This is a genomic window from Aeromonas oralensis, assembly GCF_049665575.1.
Lineage (GTDB): Bacteria > Pseudomonadota > Gammaproteobacteria > Enterobacterales > Aeromonadaceae > Aeromonas > Aeromonas hydrophila.
The window spans coordinates 3,166,754-3,190,778 of sequence record NZ_CP187186.1 but is presented as its reverse complement, the minus strand read 5'-3'; the positions used below and the strand labels follow the sequence as shown (position 1 = coordinate 3,190,778).

Sequence of the window (24,025 nt, the reverse complement as noted above, 5' to 3'; positions counted from 1 at the left end):
GGGGTCAGGCAGTCACAATGACAAGGACGCTTTGATGATCAGAGTCATGCAAGAGACGGATATTCCCCAGTTGGCACGGCTGTTTCTCAAAGGGCGGCGGCAGACTTTTCACTGGGTCGATCCCGCTCATTTTCGGCTGGAAGATTTTGACGAGCAGACCCGGGGCGAGCAAATCTGGGTAGCCGAGCAGGGTGGGGCGCCTTGCGGGTTTGTCTCCATCTGGGGAGAGGACAGCTTCGTTCACCACCTGTATGTCTCGGCCGACTGGCATGGGCAGGGGGTGGGACGGGCCCTACTGGATCACGGGTTGGCCTCTTATCAAAAGCCTGCTTCGCTCAAGGTGGCGACCCACAACACGGCGGCGCTGGCCTTTTATCATCGGCTGGGGTGGCAGAATACGGCAGAAACCGGCCACTGCGAGATCACCGGCCCCTGGCGGCGACTGATCCTGGAATAGTGCGCCAGATCCCAGCATCTATTCCATCAGGGGGTCAGAGAGGGATCTCCGGCAGTGGCGAGCTGCCGGCAATATATAGTGTCAATCGTCTACCTTGAGTCTCATGTGGATGAGTCAGGTTTTAACAACCGTAGCCAATTGTGAAAATAGCGCGTGTAACTGTGATAGAAAATATAGCGAGGCATATCTGCGCTATTTGCCATGCTCGGAATGGGGAAATGCATGGCAAAAGTGGAGCTGGTGTGACGTAATGGGGAATGGCTGAATAAAGTCAGCGGTATATTCAGCCACTTTTTTGTTAAGAAAGTGACAGCGGCTATAAAATCATTATGTTGTCATCAAACAGCCGTGCTATTCTCAAGCTGTGTTATCCCTGTGACAAACAAAAATAATTCTGTGAGGAAGTAATGAACGAGTTTCTGAAAGTTCTGCTGAACATTCGCAGCCTGCGCGCTGCCATCCGTGAATTGCCGTTTGAACAGCTGCAAGAAGCAAAAGAAAAGTTCGAGCTGGTATATAACGAGCGTGCCGAGTCTGTTGAACAAGAGCGTGCCGAACAGGAAGAGCGTCAGCGCAAGCTGAGCGAGTTCACTGAAATGCTGCAGCAGGCCGGTATCGATCCCCGTGAGCTGCTGAACAGCGCCGCCGCCCCGGCTGCCGCTGCTGGTGCGACCAAGAGCAAGCGCGCCCCGCGTCCTGCCAAGTACAAGTACCAGGAAGATGGCCAGGAGAAAACCTGGACCGGTCAGGGCCGCATGCCGAAAGCCATTGCCGAACAAGTGGCACTGGGCAAGGATCTGAATGATTTCCTGATCTGATCCACAGGATCAGTCATGAATAATGCCGCCCATGAGGCGGCATTATTATTTGTGCTCACCAAAAATACCTTCTGTCAATTCCCCAACTCCTCTGATACGACCTTGCTGTGTCGCATTCAGACCGGCACTCTGCACGTCAATTGGTCGCCCCATGATGGAATGATTAATTGGAAATGGTCGTACCCATTGTTCCCTGTGCACGCTTTTGTTGTCATCGTGATCACCGGAATGTTAGCCATATCTGGACTCATATAGCCCGTCGGGTATTAGCTGGCTGATGATGTGGCAATGGGAAAAGCATTAAGTCAGTCGCAAGGCGTGTCTCTTTTTTGCTCCGCAACCTGCTGGGTTTTACGGTGTGGTTATCCACCCTGACCGGGGGGAACGGCTTGTCTGTTGCCAGCAGTGGGTAATACCTGAGCCAACATATTATTAATTCCAGCCGGATCCGAATGTCAGTGTACTTTGCATGGAAAAAGAGTGAGCTGGTCATTAAATCGGTAGCCCCGAGCGGTCGACAGGGCAGGAATATCGGCAAAATAATAAGGCTCCCGTTGCGGGAGCCTTATTGCTGATGGTGGTTCAACTGGCCAGCTGGGCATGCCAGCGGGTGATGTCTGGTTGTGCCCGACCAGAATGCTGGCGCCGTGTCTCGACGGCCTCTGCCAGCATGGCGAGCAGCGTCTGGGTATCGTCCCAGCACAGGCAGGCATCGGTGACCGACTGGCCATACACCAGCTCGGCCAGCGGCGCCGGTTTCTGGCTGCCCCCCTGCAGGAAGCTCTCGACCATGACGGCGGCGATGGCGTCGCTGCCTTCCCCCAGCTGGCGGCAGAGCTCTCCTGCTACCCGGATCTGGTTCTTGTGCAGCTTCTGGCTGTTGCCGTGGCTGCAATCCACCATCAGTCGGGGCGTGAGCCCCTGCCGTGCCAGTCGCTCGGCCGCCTCTTCCACGTCGCTCTGGTGATAATTGGGGCGGGTGCCACCGCGCAAGATGATGTGGCCAGCCGGGTTGCCCTCACTCTTGATCACCACCATGCCGCCCTGGCTGCCGGGGGCGGTAAACAGGTGGGAGGCTTCACTGGCCTGGATGGCATCGATGGCCACCCGGATGTTGCCATCGGTACCGTTCTTGAAACCGATGGGACAGGGCAGGGCCGAGGCCAGCTGCCGGTGCACCTGTGACTCCGTGGTCCGGGCGCCGATCGCTCCCCAGCTGATGAGATCGGCCAGGTAGAGGAAGCTGGTGGTATCGAGAAACTCGGTGGCGGTGGCCAGCCCCAGCTGGTTGATGTCGAGCAGCAGCTGGCGTGCCAGCTGCAGGCCATGACCGATGTCGTTGCTGCCGTCCAGATGGGGATCGAACACCAGCCCTTTCCAGCCCACTGTGGTGCGGGGCTTCTCGAAATAGGTGCGCATCACTATCTGCAGCCGATCCCGATAGTCGTGGGCCAGCACCGCCAGCCGCCGGGCGTAATCGAGGGCGGCGAGGGGATCGTGAATGGAGCAGGGGCCGATGACCACCAGCAGGCGATCGTCTTCCCCGCTCAGGATCTGGCGAACCTGCTGACGGTGCTGATCGATCCGGGTTGCCAGGTCGGCGGGACAGGGGTGAAGTGCCAACAGGTCGGCAGGAGTGGGGAGAGCCTCCACCGCGAAGGCGCGCATTACCGAGTTCAAGACTGCCATCTGGATTACCTTGCTGTGCAAATGGAGTGAATGACGTGCACTCCACACCGGGACCCGGGCGAGGGAGCTGCAATGGGGCGTCATCACCTGTTATTGTTGAGAGTGATTATCATTATCTTGCTGTCGGCCACAAATGCAAGCACAACCGAGCGGCATACCAGAATGGGGGGAGAGCAGACGGGTGGCATTGCACCAATGGCAATCAAGCCCATGGCCGGCAGACCATGGGCTTGATATTTAAGGACAAAATCAGCTGATTTAGCTATCCATCACGTCGTGACGAGCGTGGTGATAGGCCTCTTCGTCCTTGCCGTGGCGCCAGTAGGGTACGGCGTAGACCCGGGTGCGATCCACCTCGAGCGTGCGCCGTACGTGGCGGCGCATGGGGACCACCAATCCCTCTTCTCCACCGAACCAGAAGTAGCTCTGTTGCTCCTCCAGTGGCAGGGCGGTGAAATACTCTACCAGCGGCGCCGTCTCTTCGGGGGAGCCGATAAACCAGCGCAGGGTTACCCCGGCGGGCAGCGACAGATCCTGCACATCTTCCTGATAGGGCACCAGCAGGGCGATGTGACCGCGGGCATCTGCGGGCATCACCTCGACCATGGCGCTGATGGCGGGCAGGGCGGTGAGATCCCCCACCATGTAGTAGTGGCTGGCGGGCTGCAGCATGGGGTCCGGACCACCTGGGCCCGAGATGGCCAGCAGGTCGCCTGGTTTGACCTCGTTGGCAAAGCGGCTGGCGGGGCCGCCATCGCCGTGCAGGGCAAAGTCGATATCCAGCTCCAGCGCCTCGCGGCGAAATGCGCGAATGGTGAAGGTGCGCATGATGGGGCGCTGGCTCGGATCTTCCCAGCGCGGCCCCTGCGGGGTGGGGGTGGGCAGCACGGCGTGGGACTGGCCCGGCTGGGGCAGCATGATCTTGATATGGGCGCCGCCACAGGTGAAGGGGTAGTCAGCGAGCTCCGGGCTGGTCAGGCAGATCCGGCGCAGGTGCGGGCTCACATCCTGAATGTGCTTGACCGTGAGCAGACGGGGACGATTGACCGGGGGGGACTGGGACATGGGCATACTCCTGACTGATAATGGCGCCCATTTTTCATTAAATGAAAATTATTATCAATTGCTTTGTGTGCCAGCGGTCAGACCCTGGCCGAGGGGAAAGGAACACAAGGGGAAGAAATAAGGGAGAGGCCTGATGCCCTCGCGCGGTGCGAGGGCATGAGACAAGGCCGGTCAGCTGCGGTCGCTCCCCCCCAACGCCTTGTAGATCTTCGCCATGGTGTTGAGCTGCTCCTTCTGCTGGCCGAGCAGGGCAAGCTCGGCATCCCACAACCGGTTCTGTTCATCCAGCCAGGGTTGTACCCCGGTGGCACCGGCCTGGTAGCGGGCTCTGGCCAGCCGTTCCGCCTCTTTGGCAAAGTCCAGCTGTTCGGCCAGGTAGTTCAGGCGCTGCTCGCCGTGGTGGCGGGCGGCCAGACCATCCTCCACCTCCACCAGCGCGCCATAAAGCTGCTTGCGAAACTCCGCTTCGGCGATCTGGTAATCGAGCTTGGAACCGGCGATGGCGAGCCGTGTCTTGTTGTACTCGAGGAAGGGCAGCGCCAACGAGGCGCCCAGGGTGCCCACCGGGTTTTGCAGCACCTGGGTCAGGGTATCCGAGCTACTACTGGCGCCGCCGGTCAGCTTCAATGTGGGGTAGAGACCGGTGCGGATTTCGTCCCCCTTCGCCAGGGTCTTGCGCAGGCGCAGCTCGGCGGCGCGCACGTCGGGGCGCCGCGCCAGCACATCGGCCGGAATGCCGACCGCCAGGGTGGGGATGGCGGTCGTCGGCAGCGTCTTGGGCTCGAATGCCAGCGGACCGCTGCTGCGACCGAGCAACAGCCGCAGGGCGTTGCGGGCCTGCTCCTGCTGCATCAGGAGCGAGCTGAGCTCCGCCTGCTTGCCGGCCTTCTGCTGGCTGGCCTGCACCAGATCGAGCCGGGTCACGGCGCCGGCCCGGTACTTGGTCTGAGTCAGCTGCTCGGCGCGCTCATAGTTGGCAAGCTGCTGCTGACCCAAGGTGATGGCCGAGCCGAGGTAGGCCAGCTGCCAATATTGCTCGAGCGCCTTGCCGATCAGCATCAGGCGGATGGCGGCCAGATCCTGGGCGGAGGCCTCGGCCTCCCAGCTCGCTTGATCCCGCACCGAGGCGAGCCTGCCCCACAGATCCACCTCGTAGCCGAGGGTCAGGGAGGGGCCCATGCTGCCTTTGCTGCCTTCACTCTTGCCGCTCTTCAGATTCTTGGTGCCATTGCCGCCGAGGCTGGCATCGACTGAGGGGGTCAGGTTGGTGTCGGCCAGATCGGCACTGAGCAGGGCGCTGCGCAGGCGCAGGCCGGCGACCTGCATGTCCGGGTTGGCAGCCAGCACGGCTTCGATCAGCCGATCCAGCTCGGGATCGTGGAAGCCTTGCCACCAGGGGCCGGCCTGCTGCCGGGTGAGGCCGTCGTCCGGCTGTTGCCAGTGGTCGGCCAGCGCCAGCTCTTGCCGCTGATAGCTGCTCTGCTGACTGCAGGCGCCGAGACCGAGTGCCAGGGTGAGGCAGAGCCCCAGTTTGGATAAGTGGTACATCGTCATTCCCTCGCCAGCGCCTCGACCGGATCGAGCCGGGCGGCATTGCGGGCGGGCAGATAGCCAAACAGGATCCCGATGAGCGAGGAACAGCCAAACGCCATCAGGATGGAAAAGAGCGAGAAGTGCATCTGGATGCTCTCCACGAACAGGGAGAAGAGCAGGCCGATGAAGAGGGAGACGCCGACCCCGAGCATGCCGCCCAGCAGGCTCACCATCACCGCCTCGATCAGAAACTGCTGCAGTATGTCCGACTGGCGTGCGCCGACCGCGATGCGGATGCCGATCTCGCGGGTACGCTCCACCACCGAAACCAGCATGATGTTCATCACCCCGACGCCGCCGACGATGAGGGAGATCACCGCGATGGCGGAGACCAAGAGCGTCATGGTGGCGGTGGTTTTCTCCACCGACTTGATGATGCTGTCGCTGCTGAAAGTGAAGAAGTCCTTCACTCCGTGGCGCTGGGTCAGCAGCTCGATGGCGGCCTGCTCGGCCAGCGCCGGTTGCACCCCATCCTTGACTCGGATGGTGAGCTGGCTGAAGTGGTTCTGGGAGATGAGGCGGCTCATCACGGCGCTGTAGGGCAGCCAGACGTTCACCGATTGGCTGTTGCGGCCAAACCCGGTCTCCTCTTCCACCACGCCAATGATGCGCACCGGCAGGGTGCCGACCAATACCACCTGGCCAACGGGATCCTGCTTGCCGAGCAGGCTCTCGATGGTCTTGCCATCCACCACCGCCACCGCGGTCCGGTTCTGGATGTCGCGCTTGTCGAACAGCCGACCGTTGGTGAGCTTCATCCCCTTGACCCGGAAGAAGTCGCTGCCCACTCCCACTATGCTGCCGCTGCTGGTCTTGTTGCGATAGCGCAGCTGGCCGGAGGCGGCTATCTGGGGGCTGGCCCCTTCCAGATAGGGCTGACCGAGCAGGGCGTCGAGATCACTCTTGTTGAGGGTCTGGATGCTGGCTGCCTTCTCGTCCCCCCAATCCTTGCCGGGGAAGATGTCGATGGTGTTGGTGCCCATGGCATTGATCTGATCGATCACCTTGGCGCGGGCACCCTGGCCGAGTGCCACCACGCTGACCACGGCGGCGATGCCGATGATGATGCCAAGCATGGTGAGGAAGGTGCGCATGCGGTGGGCCAGCATGGCGTGCAGTGCCATGCGCGCCGCTTCCCGGTAGCGATCCCAGCCGTGGCCTGCCCCTTCCTTGCCGGCAGGTACGGCGGTCGGAGTCACGGGGATGGCCGCTGGCTTGCGGCCGCTGTCCTCCTGCACCCGGCCATCTTTCAGGGTGATGATCCGGTCGGCGTGGTTGGCCACCTCCATGTCGTGGGTCACCAGTATGATGGTGTGGCCCTGGGCATGGAGCTCCTTGAGGATGGCCATCACCTCCTTGCCGCTCTGGCTGTCGAGGGCCCCGGTCGGTTCGTCTGCCAGGATCACTTCGCCACCGTTGGCCAGCGCCCGGGCGATACTGACCCGCTGCTGTTGGCCGCCGGAGAGCTGGCTCGGGGTGTGATGGCTGCGATCGCTGAGCCCCAGCCGCGTGAGCAGCGCCTGGGAGCGGGCCTGGCGCTCGGCCCGTGGCGTACCGGCGTAGACGGCCGGGATCTCCACGTTGGCGGCGGCATTGAGGTGCGGCAGCAGGTGGTAGCGCTGAAAGATGAAGCCGAAGTGGTGGCAGCGCAACCGGGCGAGGGAGAGGGCATCCAGGGTCGCGGTATCCTGACCGCGGAACAGGTACTGGCCACTGCTCGGCCGATCGAGGCAGCCCAGCAGGTTCATCAGGGTCGACTTGCCGGAGCCGGAGGCGCCGACGATGGCGATCATTTCCCCCGCCTCGATGGTGAGGTCGAGCGGATGGAGCACGGTCACTTCCTGCTCCCCGCTCTGATAGCGGCGCTCTATCCCTTTGAGCTGGATCAGCGGCTCGCTCACAGCATGATCTCCACGTCATTGTTGCTGGCCGGCTTGCCCTGGCCCAGGGTGACCTTCTCCTGCTCGCTCAGGCCGCTGACCACTTCTATCTTGATATCGTCCTTCATGCCGGTCTTGATGCGACGGGTCTCCTTCTGATCGTCCTCCTTGAGCAGGGTGACCTCGTACTCGTTCTCCCCGAGCTTCTTGCCAAGGGCGGTCTGCGGAATGGTCAGCACCTGCTTGCGCTCGCCGAGCACGATAGTGACCTGGGTGGTCATGGCGACCCGCAGGGTGTGATCCGGGTTTGGCACGTCGAACAGGGCGTAGTAGTAGACGGCGGCGTTGCTGGTGGCCGTGGTGCTGGTGGCTTGCTCGTTGATGTTGGTGGGGGCCAGTTCGACGGTGCGCAGGGTGCCGTGGTAGCGGGTATCCGGGTCCCCCATCAGGGTGAAGTAGACCGGCATGCCGGCCTTGACCCGGGTGACGTCCGCTTCCGAGATCTGCGCCTTGACCGTCATGGTCTCCAGGTTGGCGAGCTTGAGCAGGGTCGGCACTGTCTGGCTGGCGGCCAGGGTCTGGCCCTGACGGGTCACAATGCTGACGACGGTGCCATCCATGGGGGCCTGAATGCGGTTGTAGCCGAGCTCGGTCTTGGTTCGCTCCACCTTGATCTGGGCATTCTCGACCTCGGCCTGGGCGCTTTGCAGCTCGGCTTTAGTCACGGCCAGGAGGGCTTCGGCACTCTCCAGATCGGCGCGCGAGCTTGCCTCCTGCCTGAACATCTGCTGCTGACGGCGCCAGCTCAGCTCGTTCTGCTTGAGCTGGGCCTGCTTGATCTTGAGCTGGGCGCGGCGGCTGGCGAGATCCGCCTCGGCGGTCTTGAGGTTGTTTTGGGCGATCAGCGGGTCGATCTCGGCCAGCAAATCCCCTTGCTTGACCTGCTGGCCTGCTTCCACCGCGAGATAGGTGACCTGGCCGGAGACCTGGGCACCGACATCCACCTGCTCGATGGCCTGCAGTACCCCGCTGGCCAGCACGGTCTGCTCCACATCCTGACGGGTCACCTGAGCGGTCAGCACCGGCTCGGGCGTCTTGCTCGGCCAGATCAGCCAGCCGATGGCGAGCAGGGGGACGAGGGCGAGCAGGGCAATTTTTCTCTGCTTGGGAGTTATGTTCATGTTTCACCTGAAAGAAGCGAACGAAGGCGTGCAAGGGCAATATCCTGCAGCAAACGAGGCTTAAAAAACAGCGATGAATATGTAAGGAAACATGTAGATAGCCTTGTCATTAGGCCGGGGCAATGAGGAGGTAAAGCAGGGGATGACGGGGTAAAAAGGACCCCGCAAGGGAGCTGGCAAAAGGGTGCCCACCTCGCGGGTGGGCACCCCGGTCATCAACCGACGGCTTTGAGCTGCTCGCTGTAGGGCTCGTGGCAGATCTGGATGTCGATCGGCAGCTTGTAGATGAGCAGGCGGGCCAGGGAGCCTTCCATCCAGTGGTGGCGGCTGCCGACCAGCAGCAGATCGGTCGGGTTGGCGGCCAGCCAGCGTTTCAGGTCGGGCACCACGTCATCGACCACCAGACACTGGTAATCCACCGGGTGCTGCAGGGTGGTGATGAGTTCGCTGATGATGGCCTTGGCATCCAGCGTGCCCTGGGCGCTGCGCTCCTCTTCCGACAGCGACAGGCTCTTGCGGCGCATCTTGCTGCTGTGGGTCAGGTGCAGCAGGGTCAGCTCGCCTCCCATGGCTTGTACCAATTGACTCGCTTTGGCCAGCGTCTCCTGCTCGTAATCCTTGCCTTCCAGCAACAGCACAATATTGGTTGAGGTCATAAGCAGTTCTCCCTTGGCATGGCGCGGGTCACTAGGGACAAACGGCCTGTCCCATACCACAGTGTGCCCGCTATGTGTTGCATAGCACGAACCTGGCTCTCTGTGCGGCAGGCGTCACCTCGTGTCGGTGATGCATCGCCAGGCCATGTTCGTTTACATCATCATAACAGACCGAGTTGAATGGAAAATGAAGGAAAACCGGGTTTTGGCGGGAAAATGGGGTACGAGGCGTTAAAAGTGTGAGCAAAGCATGAGTTATCTGGCCGGGAAGCGCCGTGAATGGGCCGGTGAGTTGGGTGGTGAGGGGGCTGAAAAGAGGAGTGGGCGGCGAGCCAGCATCTGCCAGCCCGCCGCCTGGGGTCAGATCTGTTCGCCGGAGAGATAGCGGGTCAGCCAGGGCAATCCCTCCTTCTTGCGGCTGACGGCGCCAACCAGATGCGTCGGCTGCTCGGGCAGAATGCCGTTGCTGGCGAAGTAGAGCTGGCTGCCCCCCTTGGCCAGGTCGGTCAGCATCAACACATAGGCATCCAGCTCGTCCTGCATCAGACGCTCTTGCATGGCTTGTTCCAGCTCGGCCTGGCGGCTGTGCAGCTGGGCGGGATCCATCACGCAGATCTGGCTGACATAGAGCTGGTAGCCGGCGATCTGGTAGGCCTTCTCGTCGGCAGCAAGCAGCTCGGTCATGGGAGCGTCACCGAGCTGGGTGCGCCGTTCCAGCAGGGTCTGGGCAAAGGGCTCCAGCGCCAGATCGGCCAGCGGCAACAGAGCATGGACAGCGGCGCGGTCGCGGGCCGTGGTGGTGGGCGAGGTGAGGCTGAAGGTATCGCTGATGATGGCCCCCAGCAGCAGGCGAGCCTGGGCGCGGGAGAGCGTGTCATAGCCCATCAGCTCCAGCAGCACGGTGGCGCTGCACCCGACGGCCCTGATCCAGGCATCGAGCGGGCCCCGGGTGATGAGAGTACCGATGCGATGGTGATCGATGAGACCCTGCACGTCTGCCTCGGCCAGCCCTTCAGGGCCCTGCTCCAGCTCGCTGAAATCCACCAGGAACACCTCCTTGTTGGCCACGCTGCCCTGCAGCAGAGGCGGGGCGGCAACGCCGGCGGTTTCCAGAATGAAGCGGGTTTCCGCAATGGGCTCACCGAGGGCATAGGCCTGGGCCGCGCGGCCCTGACGATTGAGCCAGTCGGCGGCAACCAGAGCGGTACAGATACTGTCGCTGTCGGGATTCTTGTGACCAAACACGTGGAGCATGGTGCCATTCCTGCGGTTGATGACGTACCTGAGGCAAGATCAGGTATGCGGGGCAAATGGGAAAACAGGGGCTGGCCCCCGCTCTGGTTTCACTCTATGCGCCGTCCCCGCTCATGGCAACCGGCGCCGGTCACCCTGCGCCGGGCGAAATCCAGTGGTCAAAGGGGCGCACACTCCTGCTGCTGAAGCGTCTTAGGGCAGGACAGGGAGGCAGACCAAGGCTGCAGATGAGGGCTGGGAGGGAGGCAAGCCCAGACAGAGAGACAAGCGGGAGGAGATGGCCGCGTGGCAAGCGCCGGCGGGCTCGCCCATCGCCGCAAAGTTCACGTTGCAGGAGGTGAATTGGGGGATGGGCAAGCAAAGAGATAAGGCCGTGGCTCGGGTTGGTTAGCGACAAGGATGCTCCAACCCGGCCAGGGAGACCGTAACCATGCAAACCGCCAAGGAGTGATCTCTCGGGAGTGACCTCTCCAGTATGTGGCAACGGCGGCATGATGATGCACCAGCCGCAGAGCCGCAAACCGTCGTCACCAGCTGGCGAGGTGACACGAGGTACCCGATGCTCACAGTGGGCCCCGCGTGCAGTTGCCTCAGCAGGCCAGCAGTTCGCGGGCGTTGGCCAGGGTATTGTCGGTGATCTGATCTCCCCCCAGCAGACGGGCCAGCTCGTTGAGACGGGCCCCTTGATCCAGTGCCTGCATCTGGGTTTCCGTGGTCTTGCCGTCGGTGTGCTTGCTGACCACCATGTGCTGATGGCCCTTGCCCGCCACCTGTGGCAGGTGGGTGACCACCATCACCTGGGTGGATTCACCCAGCTGGCGCAGCAGGCGCCCCACCACGGCGGCAGTCGGTCCGCTGATGCCCACGTCCACTTCGTCGAAGATCAGGGTGGGGGTGGAGACCTTGCGGGCGCTGATGACCACGATGGCCAAGCTGATGCGCGACAGTTCACCGCCGGAGGCCACCTTGCCGAGCGGCTGGATGGGCTGGCCCGGGTTGGTGGTGACCATGAACTCCACCCGATCGATGCCAAGGGGCGAGAGGCTGCTCTGGGCATCGGGGCGTACCTCGATGGCAAAGCGGCCATCCGGCATCGCCAGTTCGTGCATGCTGGCACTCACCTTGGCGCCAAGCTCCTCGGCGTAGCGCTGGCGACTCTGGCTCAGGGCCTCGGCGGCTTGTACGAAGGCCATGCGGGCCTCGGCCAGCTCGTCTTCCATCCCCTCCAGGCGCTCCTCGTCGGAGTTGAGGCGTGCCAGATCGGCGGCCAGCTCCTGGTGGTGCAGGGCCAGTTCGGCCGGTTTGACGTGGTGCTTGCGGGCCAGGTTGATGGCCTTGGAGAGGCGGGCTTCCAGCTCGTTGAAACGCTCGGGGTCCAGCTCCAGCCGGTCCAGATAATTGCGCAGTTCGCTGTGGCTCTCCTGCACCCCGATCAGCGCCTCGTTGAGCATGCCGAGCACGTCGCCAAGCCGGCTATCCATGGCAACCAGGCTTTCGGCCCGATCGACAACGGTCTGCAGCAGGCCGGCGATGGTGGTCTCTTCGTTGTCATAGAGCAGGTCGAGACAGGCGCCGCACTCCTGCATCAGCTCGGTGCCGTTGGCCAGGCGCTGGTGCTCCTCTTCAATCTCTTCAAATTCCCCTGGCTGCAGGGCGAACTCGTCCAGCTCCTGCACCTGATATTCGATGAGCTGGCGACGGGCCTCCCGCTGCTGCTGCTCGGCCTTGAGCCGATTGAGTTCGTTCTGCAACTGGCGCCACAGCTGGTAGTGGCGACGTACCTCATCGAGCAGCAGATGGTGGCCGGCGTAGCCATCGAGCAGGGCGAGCTGGTAGTCGGGTTTGAGCAACATCTGGTGGGCATGCTGGCCATGGACGTTGACCAGCAGCTGGCCCAGGTTCTTGAGCTGGGTGAGGGGGACGGGCACGCCGTTGATGTAGCTGCGCGAGCGCCCTTCGGCGGAGATGACCCGCCGCACGATGCACTCCCCTTCGTTTTCCAGCTCGTTGGTGGCGAGCCAGGCGCGGGCGGCCGGGTTGCCGTCCAGCAGGAAGCGGGCGCTGACCTCGCTCTTGTCGCTGTCCGGTCGCACCATGCCGGCCTCGGCCCGTTCCCCCAGGCACAGGCCCAGGGCGTCGATGGCGATGGATTTACCGGCCCCGGTCTCACCCGTGATGCAGGTCATGCCCGGTTGCAGATCGAGTTCGAGAAACTTGACGATGGCGAAGTTGTTGACGGTCAGCTGGGTCAGCATGGTCTCATCCTGTATGGGCCAACATTACTGTGTATGCATCCAGTATATACTGGTTTTCCATACAGTAAAGAGTCGACCCGCAACAGGATGTGCAGGAACGTCAAACGTGGGTCAGAACAGCTTGCTGCCCCAGCCGAGCTTGTTGCGCAGCACGTGGAAGTAGCTGTAGTCGAGCGGATGCACCAGATGCAGCTTGTGGCTGCTCTTCTTGATGAGGATCTCGTCACCCGGGTGGACAGCCAGGGTCACCTGACCGTCGCAGCTCACCTGCATGGCGTCGTCCTGATTGTCCGGTGAGACCAGCAGCCGCACTTCGCTGTCGGCGTCCAGCACGATGGGGCGGCTGCTCAGGGTGTGCGGGAACATGGGCACCAGCGTGATGGCGTTGAGCTTGGGGGTGAGGATGGCGCCCCCCGCCGACAATGAGTAGGCGGTGGAGCCGGTAGGGGTGGCCACTATGATGCCGTCCGAGCGCTGGCTGTACATGAAGCTGCCATCGATATAGACCTCGAACTCGATCATGTGGGCAATCTTGCCTGGGTGCAGCACCGCCTCGTTGACCGCCAGATTGTTGGACTTGCGCTCGCCATGGCGATAAACCGCCGCCTCCAGCAGGAAGCGGTGCTCGCTCTTGTAGTGGCCGCACAGCACCTGCTCCAGCGGCAGCAGGTAATCCTGCGGCGAGAGATCGGTCAGAAAACCGAGATTGCCCCGGTTCACCCCGATCACCGCCACATCGAAGCGCGACAGCACGCGCGCGGCCCCCAGCATGTTGCCGTCACCGCCGACCACGATGGCGAGATCGGCCTGCTGGCCCAGCTGCACCAGGTCCATCACGTTCTCGTCCATGATGCCGAGGGCATGGGCCACCCTGCTCTCCACCAGTACCCGAAAACCGCGGGTGGTCAGGTATTGATGCAGGCCGGTCAGGGTCTGGTTGGCCCCTTCGTGGTGGGGTTTGCCAATCAGGGCGATGGTTTTGAACGGAGAATCCATAGTCTGTCGGGTCTGGGATGAGTATTGGGGGGAGTATACCGCGCTTTGGGGGGGATTTGTCTGCCACCGGCTGGTCCGGCCGCAGCGGATGCGGGGAAAAAGCCCCAAATTGCCCGCCGCTGCACGCTCTTGGTGAGAATGGCGCCCTTTTCCCCTTGAAAGCCGGGGATCCATCCCCATAATAGCGCCAACATAGTCGGCCCATTGCCGCCCGGTCGCTCAACCAGGTGGTCGGGCCCTCAATAAGTAACCCCGGAATTGGAGATGTCATGAACCACGAAGAACAAAAGGTTGAAGCGATGGAGCAAGTGGAAGCCCAGCCAGTCGAGCCGACCGATGTAGACAGTGAAGTGACAGCCGAGCAGGCCCGCATTGCCGAGCTTGAGGCACAACTGGATGCCGCCCAGCAAGCCTCTGCCGAAGAGCGCGAGCGTGCCATTCGTGCCGTCGCCGAGATGGAAAACCTGCGTCGCCGTGCGGCCCAGGACGTGGAGAAGGCCCACAAGTTCGCGCTGGAGAAGTTCGCCGCCGAGCTCTTGCCGGTACTGGACAACCTGGAGCGTGCCATCGAGCTGGCCGACAAGGAAAACGAGGCGCTCAAGCCGATGATCGAAGGGGTCGAGCTGACCCTGAAATCCATGCAGAGCTCGGTCGGCAAGTTCGGCCTCAACCCGCTGGACCCGCTCAATCAGCCGTTCGACCCCAATGCCCATCAGGCGATGAGCATGATCGAGAACGCCGAGCTTGCCCCCAACACCGTCATTGCGGTGATGCAGAAGGGTTACGAGCTCAACGGCCGCGTCATTCGTCCGGCCATGGTGATGGTCTCCAAGGCTCCGGCCTGAGCCCCATCACTGTGCTGAGCCCGCCGCTCGGCGGGCTTTTTGTTGGCAAGTGCCCCGGCCGCGTGGTCGCCGGGTGCACAGATAGCCGGTCTTCATCCTGCCAATGGCAATGAATGAAGACAGGTTTTTTCAGGGCGGGGCTTGAAGCGGCGGCTTGCGACCCCATATAGGATGCAAGGCCACGGCGGCACAAAAAATTTGATGCCGGGAGCTTGAAAGCCAGATTGGCAGCCCCCACCTAGCCGTTAACGCATTAAGGCGAGCCCCTCGCCAGTTTATTCAAAGTATTTGGAGATTCGTCAAATGGGTAAAATCATCGGTATTGACCTGGGTACTACCAACTCCTGCGTCGCTATTCTGGATGGCGACCATGCTCGCGTGATCGAGAACGCGGAAGGCGACCGTACTACTCCGTCCATCATTGCCTATGCCGATGACGGCGAAATCCTGGTTGGTCAGCCGGCCAAGCGCCAAGCCATCACCAACCCGAAGAACACGCTGTTCGCTATCAAGCGTCTGATCGGCCGTCGTTTCGAAGATGACGAAGTACAGCGCGATCTGGAGATCATGCCGTACGCCATCGCCAAGGCCGACAACGGTGACGCCTGGGTAGAAGTCAAAGGCAAGAAAATGGCACCGCCGCAGATCTCTGCCGAAGTGCTGAAGAAAATGAAGAAGACCGCCGAAGATTATCTGGGCGAGCCGGTGACCGAAGCGGTCATCACAGTGCCGGCCTACTTCAACGATGCCCAGCGTCAGGCTACCAAGGATGCCGGTCGCATCGCCGGTCTGGATGTAAAACGCATCATCAACGAACCGACTGCAGCTGCTTTCGCCTACGGCGTGAACAAGGTCAAGGGCGAGCGCAAGGTTGCCGTGTATGACCTGGGTGGCGGTACTTTCGACATCTCCATCATCGAGATCGACGAAGTCGAAGGCGAGACCACCTTCGAAGTACTGGCGACCAACGGTAACACCCACCTGGGTGGTGAAGACTTTGACAACCGCGTCATCAACTACCTGGTTGAAGAGTTCAAGCGCGAGCAGGGCATCGACCTGCGCAAGGATCAGCTGGCCCTGCAACGTCTGAAAGACGCGGCCGAGAAAGCCAAGATCGAGCTCTCTTCCGCCCAGCAGACCGACGTGAATCTGCCGTACATTACTGCAGATGCCACCGGTCCGAAGCACATGAACATCAAGGTGACCCGCGCCAAGCTGGAATCCCTGGTGGAAGACATGGTGAAAGACTCCCTGGAGCCGGTCCGTGTCGCTCTGAAAGACTCCGGTCTGGCCGTTGGCGAGATCGACGACGTCATCCTGGTAGGCGGTCAGACCCGCATGCCGATGGTGCAGAAGGCCGTTGCCGACTTCTTCGGCAAAGAGCCGCGCAAAGACGTCAACCCGGACGAAGCCGTGGCCATGGGTGCTGCCATCCAGGGTGCCGTACTGTCCGGTGACAAGACCGACGTACTGCTGCTGGACGTGACCCCACTCTCCCTGGGTATCGAAACCATGGGCAGCGTGATGACTGCGTTGATCGAGAAGAACACCACCATCCCGACCAAGAAGTCCCAGGTGTTCTCCACTGCCGAAGACAACCAGTCTGCCGTGACCATTCACGTGCTGCAGGGTGAGCGCAAGCGCGCCAGCGACAACAAGTCTCTGGGCCAGTTCAACCTGGAAGGCATCCGTCCGGCACCGCGCGGTCTGCCGCAGATCGAAGTGACCTTCGACATCGACGCCAACGGCATCCTGCACGTCTCCGCCAAAGACAAGGAGACCAACAAGGAGCAGAAGATCACCATCCAGGCCTCCTCTGGTCTGTCTGATGACGAGATCGAACGCATGGTACGCGAAGCCGAAGCCAACGCGGCCGAGGACAAGAAGTTCGAAGAGCTGGTGCAGACCCGCAACCAGGCTGATGGTCTGGTCCACTCCGTCCGCAAGCAGATCACCGAAGCCGGTGAGGCCCTGCCTGCCGACGACAAGACCAAGATCGAAGCCGCACTGAGCGAGTTGGAAAGCGCCATCAAGGGTGACGACAAGGCTGCCATCGAAGCCAAACAGCAGGCTCTGCTGGAAGCGTCCCAGAAGCTGATGGAAATTGCCCAGCAGCAGGCTCAGGCGCAAGGTGCCGCCGGTGCTGATGCCGGTCAGTCCTCTTCTTCCGCCAAGGCTGACGACGACGTGGTCGACGCCGAGTTCGAAGAAGTGAAAGACGACAAGAAGTAAGCCCGACCCAGATGGGCGAAGCAGGCTTCGCCCATCTGCTCAGAATCTGTTCACGGTCTGTCGCGAGAGGCCGTCAGCAAGGTAAAGAGCAGCGCAAGAACCGGAGTGTATGTGAATACATGAGGATTCTGAGCAGCACATGAGCCTTGATCACGGCTTCGTAGTAAGAGTGTGAGCAGATTCGTCAATGAATTTACGGGCGTTGGGTGACCAACGCCCGTCTGCGTAACTGCTGATATAGCAACAGGATAAGTATGTCGAAGCGCGATTTCTACGAAGTGCTCGGGGTATCCAAGGATGCCGACGAACGCGAGATCAAGAAGGCGTACAAGCGTCTGGCCATGAAGTATCACCCTGACCGCAACCAGGGCGATGCCGGGGCCGAAGAGAAGTTCAAAGAGGTCAAGGAAGCTTACGAGATCCTGACCGATGCCAATCTGCGTGCCCGCTATGACCAGTACGGCCACGCCGGCGTGGATCAGAGCCAGGGTGGCGGTGGCCACGGCGGCTTTGGCGGCGGCGCCGATTTCGGCGACATCTTCGGCGACGTGTTTGGCGATATTTTTGGTGGCAGCCGTGGCGGCGGCCGTCGTGGCCCGGCCCGTGGCTCCGATCTGCGCTACACCATGGAGCTGACGCTGGAAGAGGCGGTACGCGGGGTCTCCAAGGAGATCAAGGTGCCGACCCTGGTCCACTGTGAAGTCTGTAACGGCTCCGGTGCCCACACCGGCAGCTCGGCCCAGACCTGCCCGACCTGCCACGGCTCCGGCCAGGTGCAGATGCGTCAGGGCTTCTTCGCGGTGCAGCAGGCGTGCCCGCACTGCCACGGTCGCGGCAAGATCATCAAGGATCCGTGCCGCAAGTGCCATGGCGAGGGTCGCTACCAGAAGACCAAGACCCTGTCGGTCAAGATCCCGGCTGGCGTCGACACCGGCGATCGCATCCGTCTCTCCGGCGAAGGGGAAGCGGGGGAAGCCGGCGCACCGGCGGGCGATCTGTACGTACAGGTACACGTCAAGGAGCACGAGATCTTCGTGCGTGACGGCAACAACCTCTACTGCGAAGTACCCATCAGCTTTACCGCGGCAGCCCTGGGTGGCGAGATCGAAGTGCCGACCCTGGATGGCCGGGTCAAGCTCAAGGTCACCCCGGAGACCCAGACCGGCAAGATGTTCCGCATGCGGGGCAAGGGCGTGAAGTCCGTGCGCTCCGGCCAGGTGGGGGATCTGATGTGCAAGGTGGTGGTGGAGACCCCGGTCAAGCTGACCGAGTCCCAGAAAGAGCTGCTGCGCCAGCTGGACGAGTCCTTCAGCGGCGCTGCCGCCAAGACCCACAAGCCGAAATCGGAAGGCTTCTTCGAAGGGGTGAAACGCTTCTTCGACGATCTGACCAGCTGATTTTCGCGACCAGATATAAAGAGCCGGCCCTGCGCCGGCTCTTTTTTTGCCTCTGTTTTAGCAAGATCCCCGCTTATTGAGTGGATCCCGATGAGGGATCTTCCTCACAACTTCCGCCAATTCCTGCTGTACGAATGTTATCCCGCTCACACTGTTGCTGAAACGGTTTAGCTGGCATATTGAGTTAGCTAAATTGGTTTAGCTATGCTCTCGTCGTCGATAACAACAGGCCCGACCGGGCAACAGATGACAGGTGAGGACGATGACGATGTGCAAGAACAAGTTGGCGCTGGCGGTAGCGCTGGGATTGGGAATGAGCAGCCCGCTGTGGGCGGCGGATGGTGGTATCGAGGCCCGTCTGGCGGCGCTGGAGGCGCGGGTGCAGGCCGCCGAGGCGCGCGCCACCGCCGCCGAAGCGCGGGCCGATGAGGCCCAGAGCAAGGCAAACGAAGCCCGCGAAACGGCCGTGGTGGCCAAGGCCCAGAGCGAGAAAGTGGACAAGCAGACCGCCGGGGCCCAGGGTTTCGAGTTCCACGGTTATGCCCGCTCGGGCCTGCTGGTCAACGGCAATGGCAATGGGGGCCGCGGCGGCCCCTACATCACCCCGGCCGGCTCGGTGGGCGGCGCCGTGGGTCGCCTTGGCAACGAGGATGACACCTACATGGAGGCCAACCTGCTGAAAACCCAGACCTTCGCCGATGGCAGCTGGGCCCGCTACAAGCTGATGCTGGCGGACGGGGTGGAGACCAGCAACGACTGGACCGCCAGCGATTCCAGCCTCAACACCCGTCAGGTGTTTGCCGAGCTCGGCAATCTGGCGAGCTTCGACGGCCCCTTCAAGAATGCGGTGCTGTGGGCGGGCAAGCGCTTTGACCGCGACAACTTCGACATCCACTGGCTCGACTCGGACGTGGTGTTCCTGGCAGGCACCGGCGGCGGTGTCTACGACGTGCAGCTGGCCGACAGCTGGAAGGCCAACTTCTCTCTCTATGGGCGCGACTACGGCGACATCAGCGCCAGCGGTCTCTCCGACATCGAGAGCTACATCCTCACCATGAACAACCGCGTTGGCAACTGGCAGTGGATGGTGAACGGCCTCTCTGCCAAGGACAACGAGACCCGCATCAACGACGGCGGCGCCGGCAGCGAAGCGGCGAACAAGGGGGCCCACACCCTGCTGGCCTACCACGCCGACAGCTTCTTTGGCATCAACCCCGGTTTCTCCAAGGCGGCGGTGCTGTATGGCCACGGTCTGGGTGCCGAGCTCAAGGGGCTGGGCTCCGACAGCGAGCTGCTGCCGGACGCCGATGCGGTGCGGGTCGCCGTGTTTGGCGCCACCGATCTTGCCCCGCGCTGGCGTATCGCCCCGGCCCTGCTGGCCGAGCAGAGCAAGGATCGCTATGTGAAGGGGGACGAATACCGCTGGGTTACCCTCAATGGCCGGCTGGCCCAGGTGCTGAGCCAGAACGTCGAGCTGATCTACGAGGCCACCTGGCAGTACATGGATCTCGATCCCAAGGGTTACAAGGGTCGTCAGGCGGTGAGCGGCGACTTCACCAAGCTCACCTTCGCGCCGACCTTCAAGGCGCAGACCGCCGGTTTCTTCGAGCGGCCCGAGCTTCGGGTGTTTGCCACCTGGATGGACTGGTCTTCCGAGCTCGACCACTACGCCAGCAACGATGCCATGGGCCAGAGCAACTTCACCGCCGGCGGCGAGTGGAACTTTGGCGTGCAGATGGAAACCTGGTTCTAGTTCGTTATCCCGATCACAAAAATGGCAGCCGATGCCGGGATCTATTGGTTAGCTAAAACGGTTTAGCTGATAATGCCAGCCAACAAAACAAAGTCCGGGTTTGGCAGTCGATCCGATGCAGCAGTGGAGTAGCAAGGTGACGAATCGTGTATGGGTAATGGGGGATGCGGTGGTGGACTTGATCCCGGAAGGGGAGAGGCACTACCTCCAGTGTCCGGGTGGCGCACCGGCCAATGTGGCGGTGGGCGTGGCGCGGCTTGGCGGTGAGGCAGCCTTTATCGGCCGGGTTGGTGCCGACCCGTTTGGCCGCTTTATGGCCGACACCCTGAGCTGGGAGGGGGTGGATATCGCCGCGCTGCGGCTCGATCCTGACCATCGCACCTCTACCGTGCTGGTGGCACTGGATGAAGAGGGGGAGCGCAGCTTCACCTTCATGGTGCGCCCCAGCGCCGACCAGTTCCTCACCCCGGATGAGTTGCCCCGCTTCGACGCCGGTCAGTGGCTGCTCACCTGCTCCATTGCGCTTGCCAACGAGCCGGTGCGCGGCAGCTGCCTGCAGGCCATGGCGGCCATCAAGGCGGCCGGGGGACGTGTCTGTTTTGACCCCAACCTGCGCCCCGAGGTATGGGGCAACCCGGCCGAGATGCTGCCGCTGGTGCGCGAAGCCATCGCGCAGGCGGATGTGGTCAAGCTGTCGGTGGAGGAGCTGCAGCTGCTGAGCGGTCTGGATGAGCTGGCGGCGGGGCTCGCCACCATGGCGGGGCCGGCGCTGGTGCTGGTGACCCGGGGGGCGGCCGGTGTGGTGGCCCGTCTGGGTGGCGAACAACTGGAGTGGGTAGGGCCGAAAGTGACCCCGCTCGACACCACGGGGGCGGGGGACGCCTTCGTCGCCGGTCTGCTGGCGGCCCTGTCCGGGCGTTCATCGCTGCCGACGCTGGCCGAACTGCCCGCCATTCTGGCCCAGGCCCACGGCTGCGGGGCGCTCGCCACCACGGCCAAGGGGGCGATGACGGCGCTGCCGACCCGCTCCGAACTGGATGTCTTTTTGCGATCAGGCGCAAGCGGCTGTTGATCCGCGGCTAGAAGCCCGGCTCGACAGCCCCTACTCTCATGTGACAAGGGCCCGCCAGCGTGGCGGGTCATAAGAGGAAGAATATGAATATCAGTGCGATAGCCAAGGATCTGGTGCCCCTGCTCGGGGGCAGGGAGAACATCGTCAGCGCCGCCCACTGTGCCACCCGGCTGCGGCTGGTGCTAGCGGACGACAGCAAGGTGAACAAGGCCGCCATCGACAAGCTGGAGGGGGTCAAGGGGTGCTTCAGCAACGCGGGCCAGATCCAGGTGATCTTCGGCACCGGTCTGGTCAACAAGGTCTATGCGGAGTTCGTGGCGCTGACCGGTACCGGCACCGCCAGCAAGGCAGAGCTGACCGACATGGCGACGGCCAAGCTCAACGTGGCCCAGCGGCTGGCGCGGACCCTCTCCAACATCTTCGTGCCGATCATTCCGGCCATCGTCGCCTCGGGCCTGCTGATGGGGCTGCTCGGCATGGTGCGCACCTACGGCTGGGTCAATGCCGACAGCGCCCTGTTTGTGATGCTCGACATGTTCAGCTCGGCGGCCTTCATCATCCTGCCGATCCTCATCGGCTTTACGGCGGCGCGGGAGTTTGGCGGCAATCCGTACCTCGGGGCAACCCTCGGCGGCATTCTCACCCACCCGGCGCTGACCAATGCCTGGGGGGTGGCCGGTGGCTTCAAGACCATGGACTTCTTCGGGCTGGACGTGGCCATGATCGGCTATCAGGGCACCGTCTTCCCGGTGCTGCTGGCGGTCTGGTTTATGTCCCATCTGGAGAAGCAGCTGAGAAGGCGCATTCCGGACGCCCTGGATCTGATCCTCACCCCGTTTTTGACCGTCATCATCACCGGCTTCGTGGCACTGCTCTTCATCGGCCCCGCCGGGCGGGTGCTGGGGGATGGCATCTCGTTCGGTCTGAGCGCGCTTTATGAGCAGGCAGGCTGGCTGGCGGGGCTGGTGTTCGGCGGCACCTATTCACTGATCGTCATCACCGGCATCCACCACAGCTTCCACGCCATCGAGGCGGGGCTGCTGGCCAATCCGCAAATTGGCGTCAACTTCCTGCTGCCCATCTGGGCCATGGCCAACGTGGCCCAGGGGGGGCTTGTCTCGCGGTCTACTTCAAGACTCGCGACGTCAAGATCAAGGCCATTACCGTGCCAGCAGCCATGTCCTGTCTGCTCGGCATCACCGAAGCGGCCATCTTTGGTGTCAACCTGCGCTACATCAAGCCCTTCCTGGCCGGTCTGTTCGGCGGGGCCTGCGGCGGCGCCTACGTGGTGGCGGCCAAGGTCGGCATGACGGCGGTGGGGCTGACCGGTATTCCCGGAATGGCCATTGTCCAGCCCATGAGCCTCATTCACTACATCGTCGGGTTGGTGATCGCCTTTGGCGCCGCCTTCGTCGCCTCCTACCTGCTCAAGTACAAGGTGGAGTGATGAAAGACGTCGCATTGCTCAATCAAATTGTCCGGTCGCTGCTGGCCGGACAGCTCAAGGCGGCGGCCGATCCCCATCGGCCGCGCTGGCACCTGGCGGCCCCGGTGGGGCTGCTCAACGACCCCAACGGCTTCATCGAGCACGGCGGGCGCTACCACCTCTTCTACCAGTGGAACCCGCTCGGTTGCGAGCACCGCAACAAGGGCTGGGGGCATGTCACCTCCACCGATCTGCTGCATTGGCAGCACGAGCCGGTGGCGCTCTTGCCCACCGAAGCCTATGAGAGCCACGGCTGCTATTCGGGCTCAGCGGTGAGCGACGAGCAGGGGCGTCTGGCCCTCATCTACACCGGCAATGTCAAATACCCGGATGGCGGCCGTACCGCCTATCAGTGTCTGGCCCGCGCCGATGGTGAGGGCGGTTTTGCCAAGCTGGGGCCCGTGCTGGAATTGCCTGAAGGCTACAGCGGCCATGTGCGCGACCCCAAGGTGTGGCACGACGGCCGGCAGTGGCTGATGGTGCTGGGTGCTCGCACCCAGGATGACAAGGGTGAAGTGCTGCTCTATCGCGGCGACACCCTGGATGCCTGGACGCTGGTGGGCCCCATCGCCGGCAGCGGGCACGGCGGTCTCGGGGAGTTTGGCTATATGTGGGAGTGCCCGGACCTCTTCCCCCTGGATGATCGCCATGTGCTGATCAGCTGCCCGCAGGGGATTGCCCCGCAGGGAGAGGATTATCGCAACCTCTACCAGTGCGGCTGGCTGGCGGGTGACTTCGACGGCGAGCGCTTCGCGCACGGGGATTTCCACGAGCTGGACAGGGGCTTCGAGTTCTATGCGCCGCAAACCACCCGAGACAGTCAGGGTCGCCGCCTCTTGTTTGGCTGGCTGGGACTGCCCGAAGAGAACGAGATGAGTCAGCCCACCATCCCCTATGGCTGGCTGCACCAGATGAGCTGCCCGCGGGAGCTGTTCTGGCAAGGCGACTGGCTCTGCCAGCGGCCGGTGGCAGAGCTGGCGGCACTGAAGGGGGAGCAGACCCGCTTCGAGGGGGCGCTCGGCGAATTTCCGGGGCTGGCCATCGACTCGGCTTGGCTCGATCTGGCGCTGTGCGGCGAGGGGAGTCTCTGGTTTGGCGCCGTGGCCGAGCTGTGCTGGCAGCCTGGGCGCCTGGTGCTGCGCCGCCTGAACTGGCAGAGCGGAGAGTGGGAGGAGCGATGCTGCTCCTGGCTGGGCGGCGGCATCACCGTCTTGTGCGATCGATCCAGTCTCGAGTGTTTCGTCGATGGCGGCCGCCATACCCTGTCGGCGCGCTACTTCCCTGGGCCAGGGCCGCAGCTTGCGCCGGGTAAACAGGTCGCGGGCGGCAAAATTTGCCTCGATCACTGGCCGCTGGCGGCCTGCCTAGTACAATAGCCCGGTGTCAGTTTGCCGGG

General features: G+C 62.5%; 17 protein-coding genes and 1 pseudogene. 9 read left to right on the top strand and 9 right to left on the bottom strand.

All coding sequences use genetic code 11. From position 1 onward, the window contains the following. Positions 1-34 precede the first annotated feature (34 nt). Together ACPDZI_RS14750 and ACPDZI_RS14745 are read left to right on the top strand one after the other, a co-directional pair. On the top strand, positions 35-457 hold the full coding sequence (locus ACPDZI_RS14750) for a GNAT family N-acetyltransferase (protein WP_438833383.1): 423 nt from the start codon (positions 35-37) through the stop codon (positions 455-457). A gap of 407 nt (positions 458-864) precedes the next feature. Continuing rightward, the gene (locus ACPDZI_RS14745) at positions 865-1,275 is read left to right on the top strand and encodes an H-NS family histone-like protein (protein ID WP_017410727.1); all 411 of its coding nucleotides are present in this window, start codon (positions 865-867) and stop codon (positions 1,273-1,275) included. Positions 1,276-1,857: 582 nt separating this feature from the next. Here ACPDZI_RS14745 and ACPDZI_RS14740 read toward each other — a convergent pair. The 9 genes from ACPDZI_RS14740 to nadK form a co-directional block, all read right to left on the bottom strand. Continuing rightward, positions 1,858-2,964, bottom strand: a complete 1,107-nt coding sequence (locus tag ACPDZI_RS14740; RefSeq protein WP_438833382.1) for a 3-deoxy-7-phosphoheptulonate synthase — start codon at positions 2,962-2,964, stop codon at positions 1,858-1,860. A gap of 258 nt (positions 2,965-3,222) precedes the next feature. Further along, positions 3,223-4,029 carry a siderophore-interacting protein gene (locus ACPDZI_RS14735; RefSeq protein ID WP_438833380.1) on the bottom strand — a complete coding sequence of 269 codons (807 nt, stop codon included), beginning with the start codon at positions 4,027-4,029 and terminating at the stop codon, positions 3,223-3,225. Between the two features lie 171 nt (positions 4,030-4,200). Continuing rightward, complete coding sequence (locus ACPDZI_RS14730) at positions 4,201-5,583, bottom strand: efflux transporter outer membrane subunit (protein ID WP_438833379.1); 1,383 nt, start codon at positions 5,581-5,583, stop codon at positions 4,201-4,203. Beyond that, a complete protein-coding gene (locus tag ACPDZI_RS14725) occupies positions 5,580-7,523 on the bottom strand; it encodes a MacB family efflux pump subunit (RefSeq protein WP_101149038.1) in 1,944 nt (647 codons plus the stop codon). The genes ACPDZI_RS14730 and ACPDZI_RS14725 overlap by 4 nt, the downstream gene beginning before the upstream one ends. Then, a complete protein-coding gene (macA, locus tag ACPDZI_RS14720) occupies positions 7,520-8,683 on the bottom strand; it encodes a macrolide transporter subunit MacA (RefSeq protein WP_202009432.1) in 1,164 nt (387 codons plus the stop codon). The genes ACPDZI_RS14725 and macA overlap by 4 nt, the downstream gene beginning before the upstream one ends. A 215-nt stretch (positions 8,684-8,898) precedes the next feature. Then, positions 8,899-9,339, bottom strand: coding sequence for a universal stress protein (locus ACPDZI_RS14715; RefSeq protein ID WP_146061611.1), 441 nt, complete (start codon positions 9,337-9,339; stop codon positions 8,899-8,901). 360 nt (positions 9,340-9,699) lie between these two features. Continuing rightward, on the bottom strand, positions 9,700-10,593 hold the full coding sequence (locus ACPDZI_RS14710) for a DHHA2 domain-containing protein (RefSeq protein ID WP_039213427.1): 894 nt from the start codon (positions 10,591-10,593) through the stop codon (positions 9,700-9,702). Positions 10,594-11,183: 590 nt separating this feature from the next. Next, the gene (gene recN / locus ACPDZI_RS14705) at positions 11,184-12,848 is read right to left on the bottom strand and encodes a DNA repair protein RecN (RefSeq protein WP_242798099.1); all 1,665 of its coding nucleotides are present in this window, start codon (positions 12,846-12,848) and stop codon (positions 11,184-11,186) included. A gap of 111 nt (positions 12,849-12,959) precedes the next feature. Then, positions 12,960-13,844: an NAD(+) kinase gene (gene nadK / locus ACPDZI_RS14700; protein WP_005303013.1), complete on the bottom strand. Its 885-nt coding sequence runs from the start codon at positions 13,842-13,844 to the stop codon at positions 12,960-12,962. A 269-nt stretch (positions 13,845-14,113) separates the two neighbouring features. On the opposite strand from nadK, the gene grpE reads away from it, so the two are divergent. The 7 genes and pseudogenes from grpE to ACPDZI_RS14665 all read left to right on the top strand — a co-directional run bounded on the left by grpE (position 14,114) and on the right by ACPDZI_RS14665 (position 24,005). Then, positions 14,114-14,689, top strand: coding sequence for a nucleotide exchange factor GrpE (gene grpE, locus ACPDZI_RS14695; RefSeq protein WP_017410718.1), 576 nt, complete (start codon positions 14,114-14,116; stop codon positions 14,687-14,689). Between the two features lie 303 nt (positions 14,690-14,992). Then, positions 14,993-16,921 carry a molecular chaperone DnaK gene (dnaK, locus tag ACPDZI_RS14690; protein ID WP_011706781.1) on the top strand — a complete coding sequence of 643 codons (1,929 nt, stop codon included), beginning with the start codon at positions 14,993-14,995 and terminating at the stop codon, positions 16,919-16,921. A gap of 254 nt (positions 16,922-17,175) precedes the next feature. Continuing rightward, positions 17,176-18,318, top strand: coding sequence for a molecular chaperone DnaJ (gene dnaJ, locus ACPDZI_RS14685; protein WP_011706780.1), 1,143 nt, complete (start codon positions 17,176-17,178; stop codon positions 18,316-18,318). Between the two features lie 262 nt (positions 18,319-18,580). Next, positions 18,581-20,071 (top strand): carbohydrate porin, encoded by a 1,491-nt coding sequence (locus ACPDZI_RS14680; protein ID WP_017410717.1) that lies wholly within the window; start codon positions 18,581-18,583, stop codon positions 20,069-20,071. Between the two features lie 115 nt (positions 20,072-20,186). After that, complete coding sequence (locus tag ACPDZI_RS14675) at positions 20,187-21,143, top strand: aminoimidazole riboside kinase (RefSeq protein WP_438834583.1); 957 nt, start codon at positions 20,187-20,189, stop codon at positions 21,141-21,143. Between the two features lie 83 nt (positions 21,144-21,226). Then, positions 21,227-22,590: pseudogene (locus ACPDZI_RS14670) on the top strand (sucrose-specific PTS transporter subunit IIBC). Then, positions 22,590-24,005 carry a glycoside hydrolase family 32 protein gene (locus ACPDZI_RS14665; protein ID WP_438833378.1) on the top strand — a complete coding sequence of 472 codons (1,416 nt, stop codon included), beginning with the start codon at positions 22,590-22,592 and terminating at the stop codon, positions 24,003-24,005. Before ACPDZI_RS14670 ends, ACPDZI_RS14665 begins: the two are co-directional and overlap by 1 nt. Positions 24,006-24,025: the final 20 nt, after the last annotated feature.

Excerpts from the sequence above, each read along its gene's own strand:
- dnaJ (WP_011706780.1), top strand. The coding sequence starts at position 17,176 with ATGTCGAAGCGCGATTTCTACGAAGTGCTCGGGGTATCCAAGGATGCC.
- ACPDZI_RS14680 (WP_017410717.1), top strand. The coding sequence starts at position 18,581 with ATGACGATGTGCAAGAACAAGTTGGCGCTGGCGGTAGCGCTGGGATTG.
- ACPDZI_RS14710 (WP_039213427.1), bottom strand. The coding sequence starts at position 10,593 with ATGCTCCACGTGTTTGGTCACAAGAATCCCGACAGCGACAGTATCTGT.
- ACPDZI_RS14735 (WP_438833380.1), bottom strand. The coding sequence starts at position 4,029 with ATGTCCCAGTCCCCCCCGGTCAATCGTCCCCGTCTGCTCACGGTCAAG.
- ACPDZI_RS14750 (WP_438833383.1), top strand. The coding sequence starts at position 35 with ATGATCAGAGTCATGCAAGAGACGGATATTCCCCAGTTGGCACGGCTG.
- ACPDZI_RS14745 (WP_017410727.1), top strand. The coding sequence starts at position 865 with ATGAACGAGTTTCTGAAAGTTCTGCTGAACATTCGCAGCCTGCGCGCT.
- ACPDZI_RS14730 (WP_438833379.1), bottom strand. The coding sequence starts at position 5,583 with ATGACGATGTACCACTTATCCAAACTGGGGCTCTGCCTCACCCTGGCA.
- ACPDZI_RS14715 (WP_146061611.1), bottom strand. The coding sequence starts at position 9,339 with ATGACCTCAACCAATATTGTGCTGTTGCTGGAAGGCAAGGATTACGAG.
- dnaK (WP_011706781.1), top strand. The coding sequence starts at position 14,993 with ATGGGTAAAATCATCGGTATTGACCTGGGTACTACCAACTCCTGCGTC.
- grpE (WP_017410718.1), top strand. The coding sequence starts at position 14,114 with ATGAACCACGAAGAACAAAAGGTTGAAGCGATGGAGCAAGTGGAAGCC.
- nadK (WP_005303013.1), bottom strand. The coding sequence starts at position 13,844 with ATGGATTCTCCGTTCAAAACCATCGCCCTGATTGGCAAACCCCACCAC.
- ACPDZI_RS14675 (WP_438834583.1), top strand. The coding sequence starts at position 20,187 with ATGCAGCAGTGGAGTAGCAAGGTGACGAATCGTGTATGGGTAATGGGG.
- recN (WP_242798099.1), bottom strand. The coding sequence starts at position 12,848 with ATGCTGACCCAGCTGACCGTCAACAACTTCGCCATCGTCAAGTTTCTC.
- ACPDZI_RS14740 (WP_438833382.1), bottom strand. The coding sequence starts at position 2,964 with ATGGCAGTCTTGAACTCGGTAATGCGCGCCTTCGCGGTGGAGGCTCTC.
- ACPDZI_RS14665 (WP_438833378.1), top strand. The coding sequence starts at position 22,590 with ATGAAAGACGTCGCATTGCTCAATCAAATTGTCCGGTCGCTGCTGGCC.
- macA (WP_202009432.1), bottom strand. The coding sequence starts at position 8,683 with ATGAACATAACTCCCAAGCAGAGAAAAATTGCCCTGCTCGCCCTCGTC.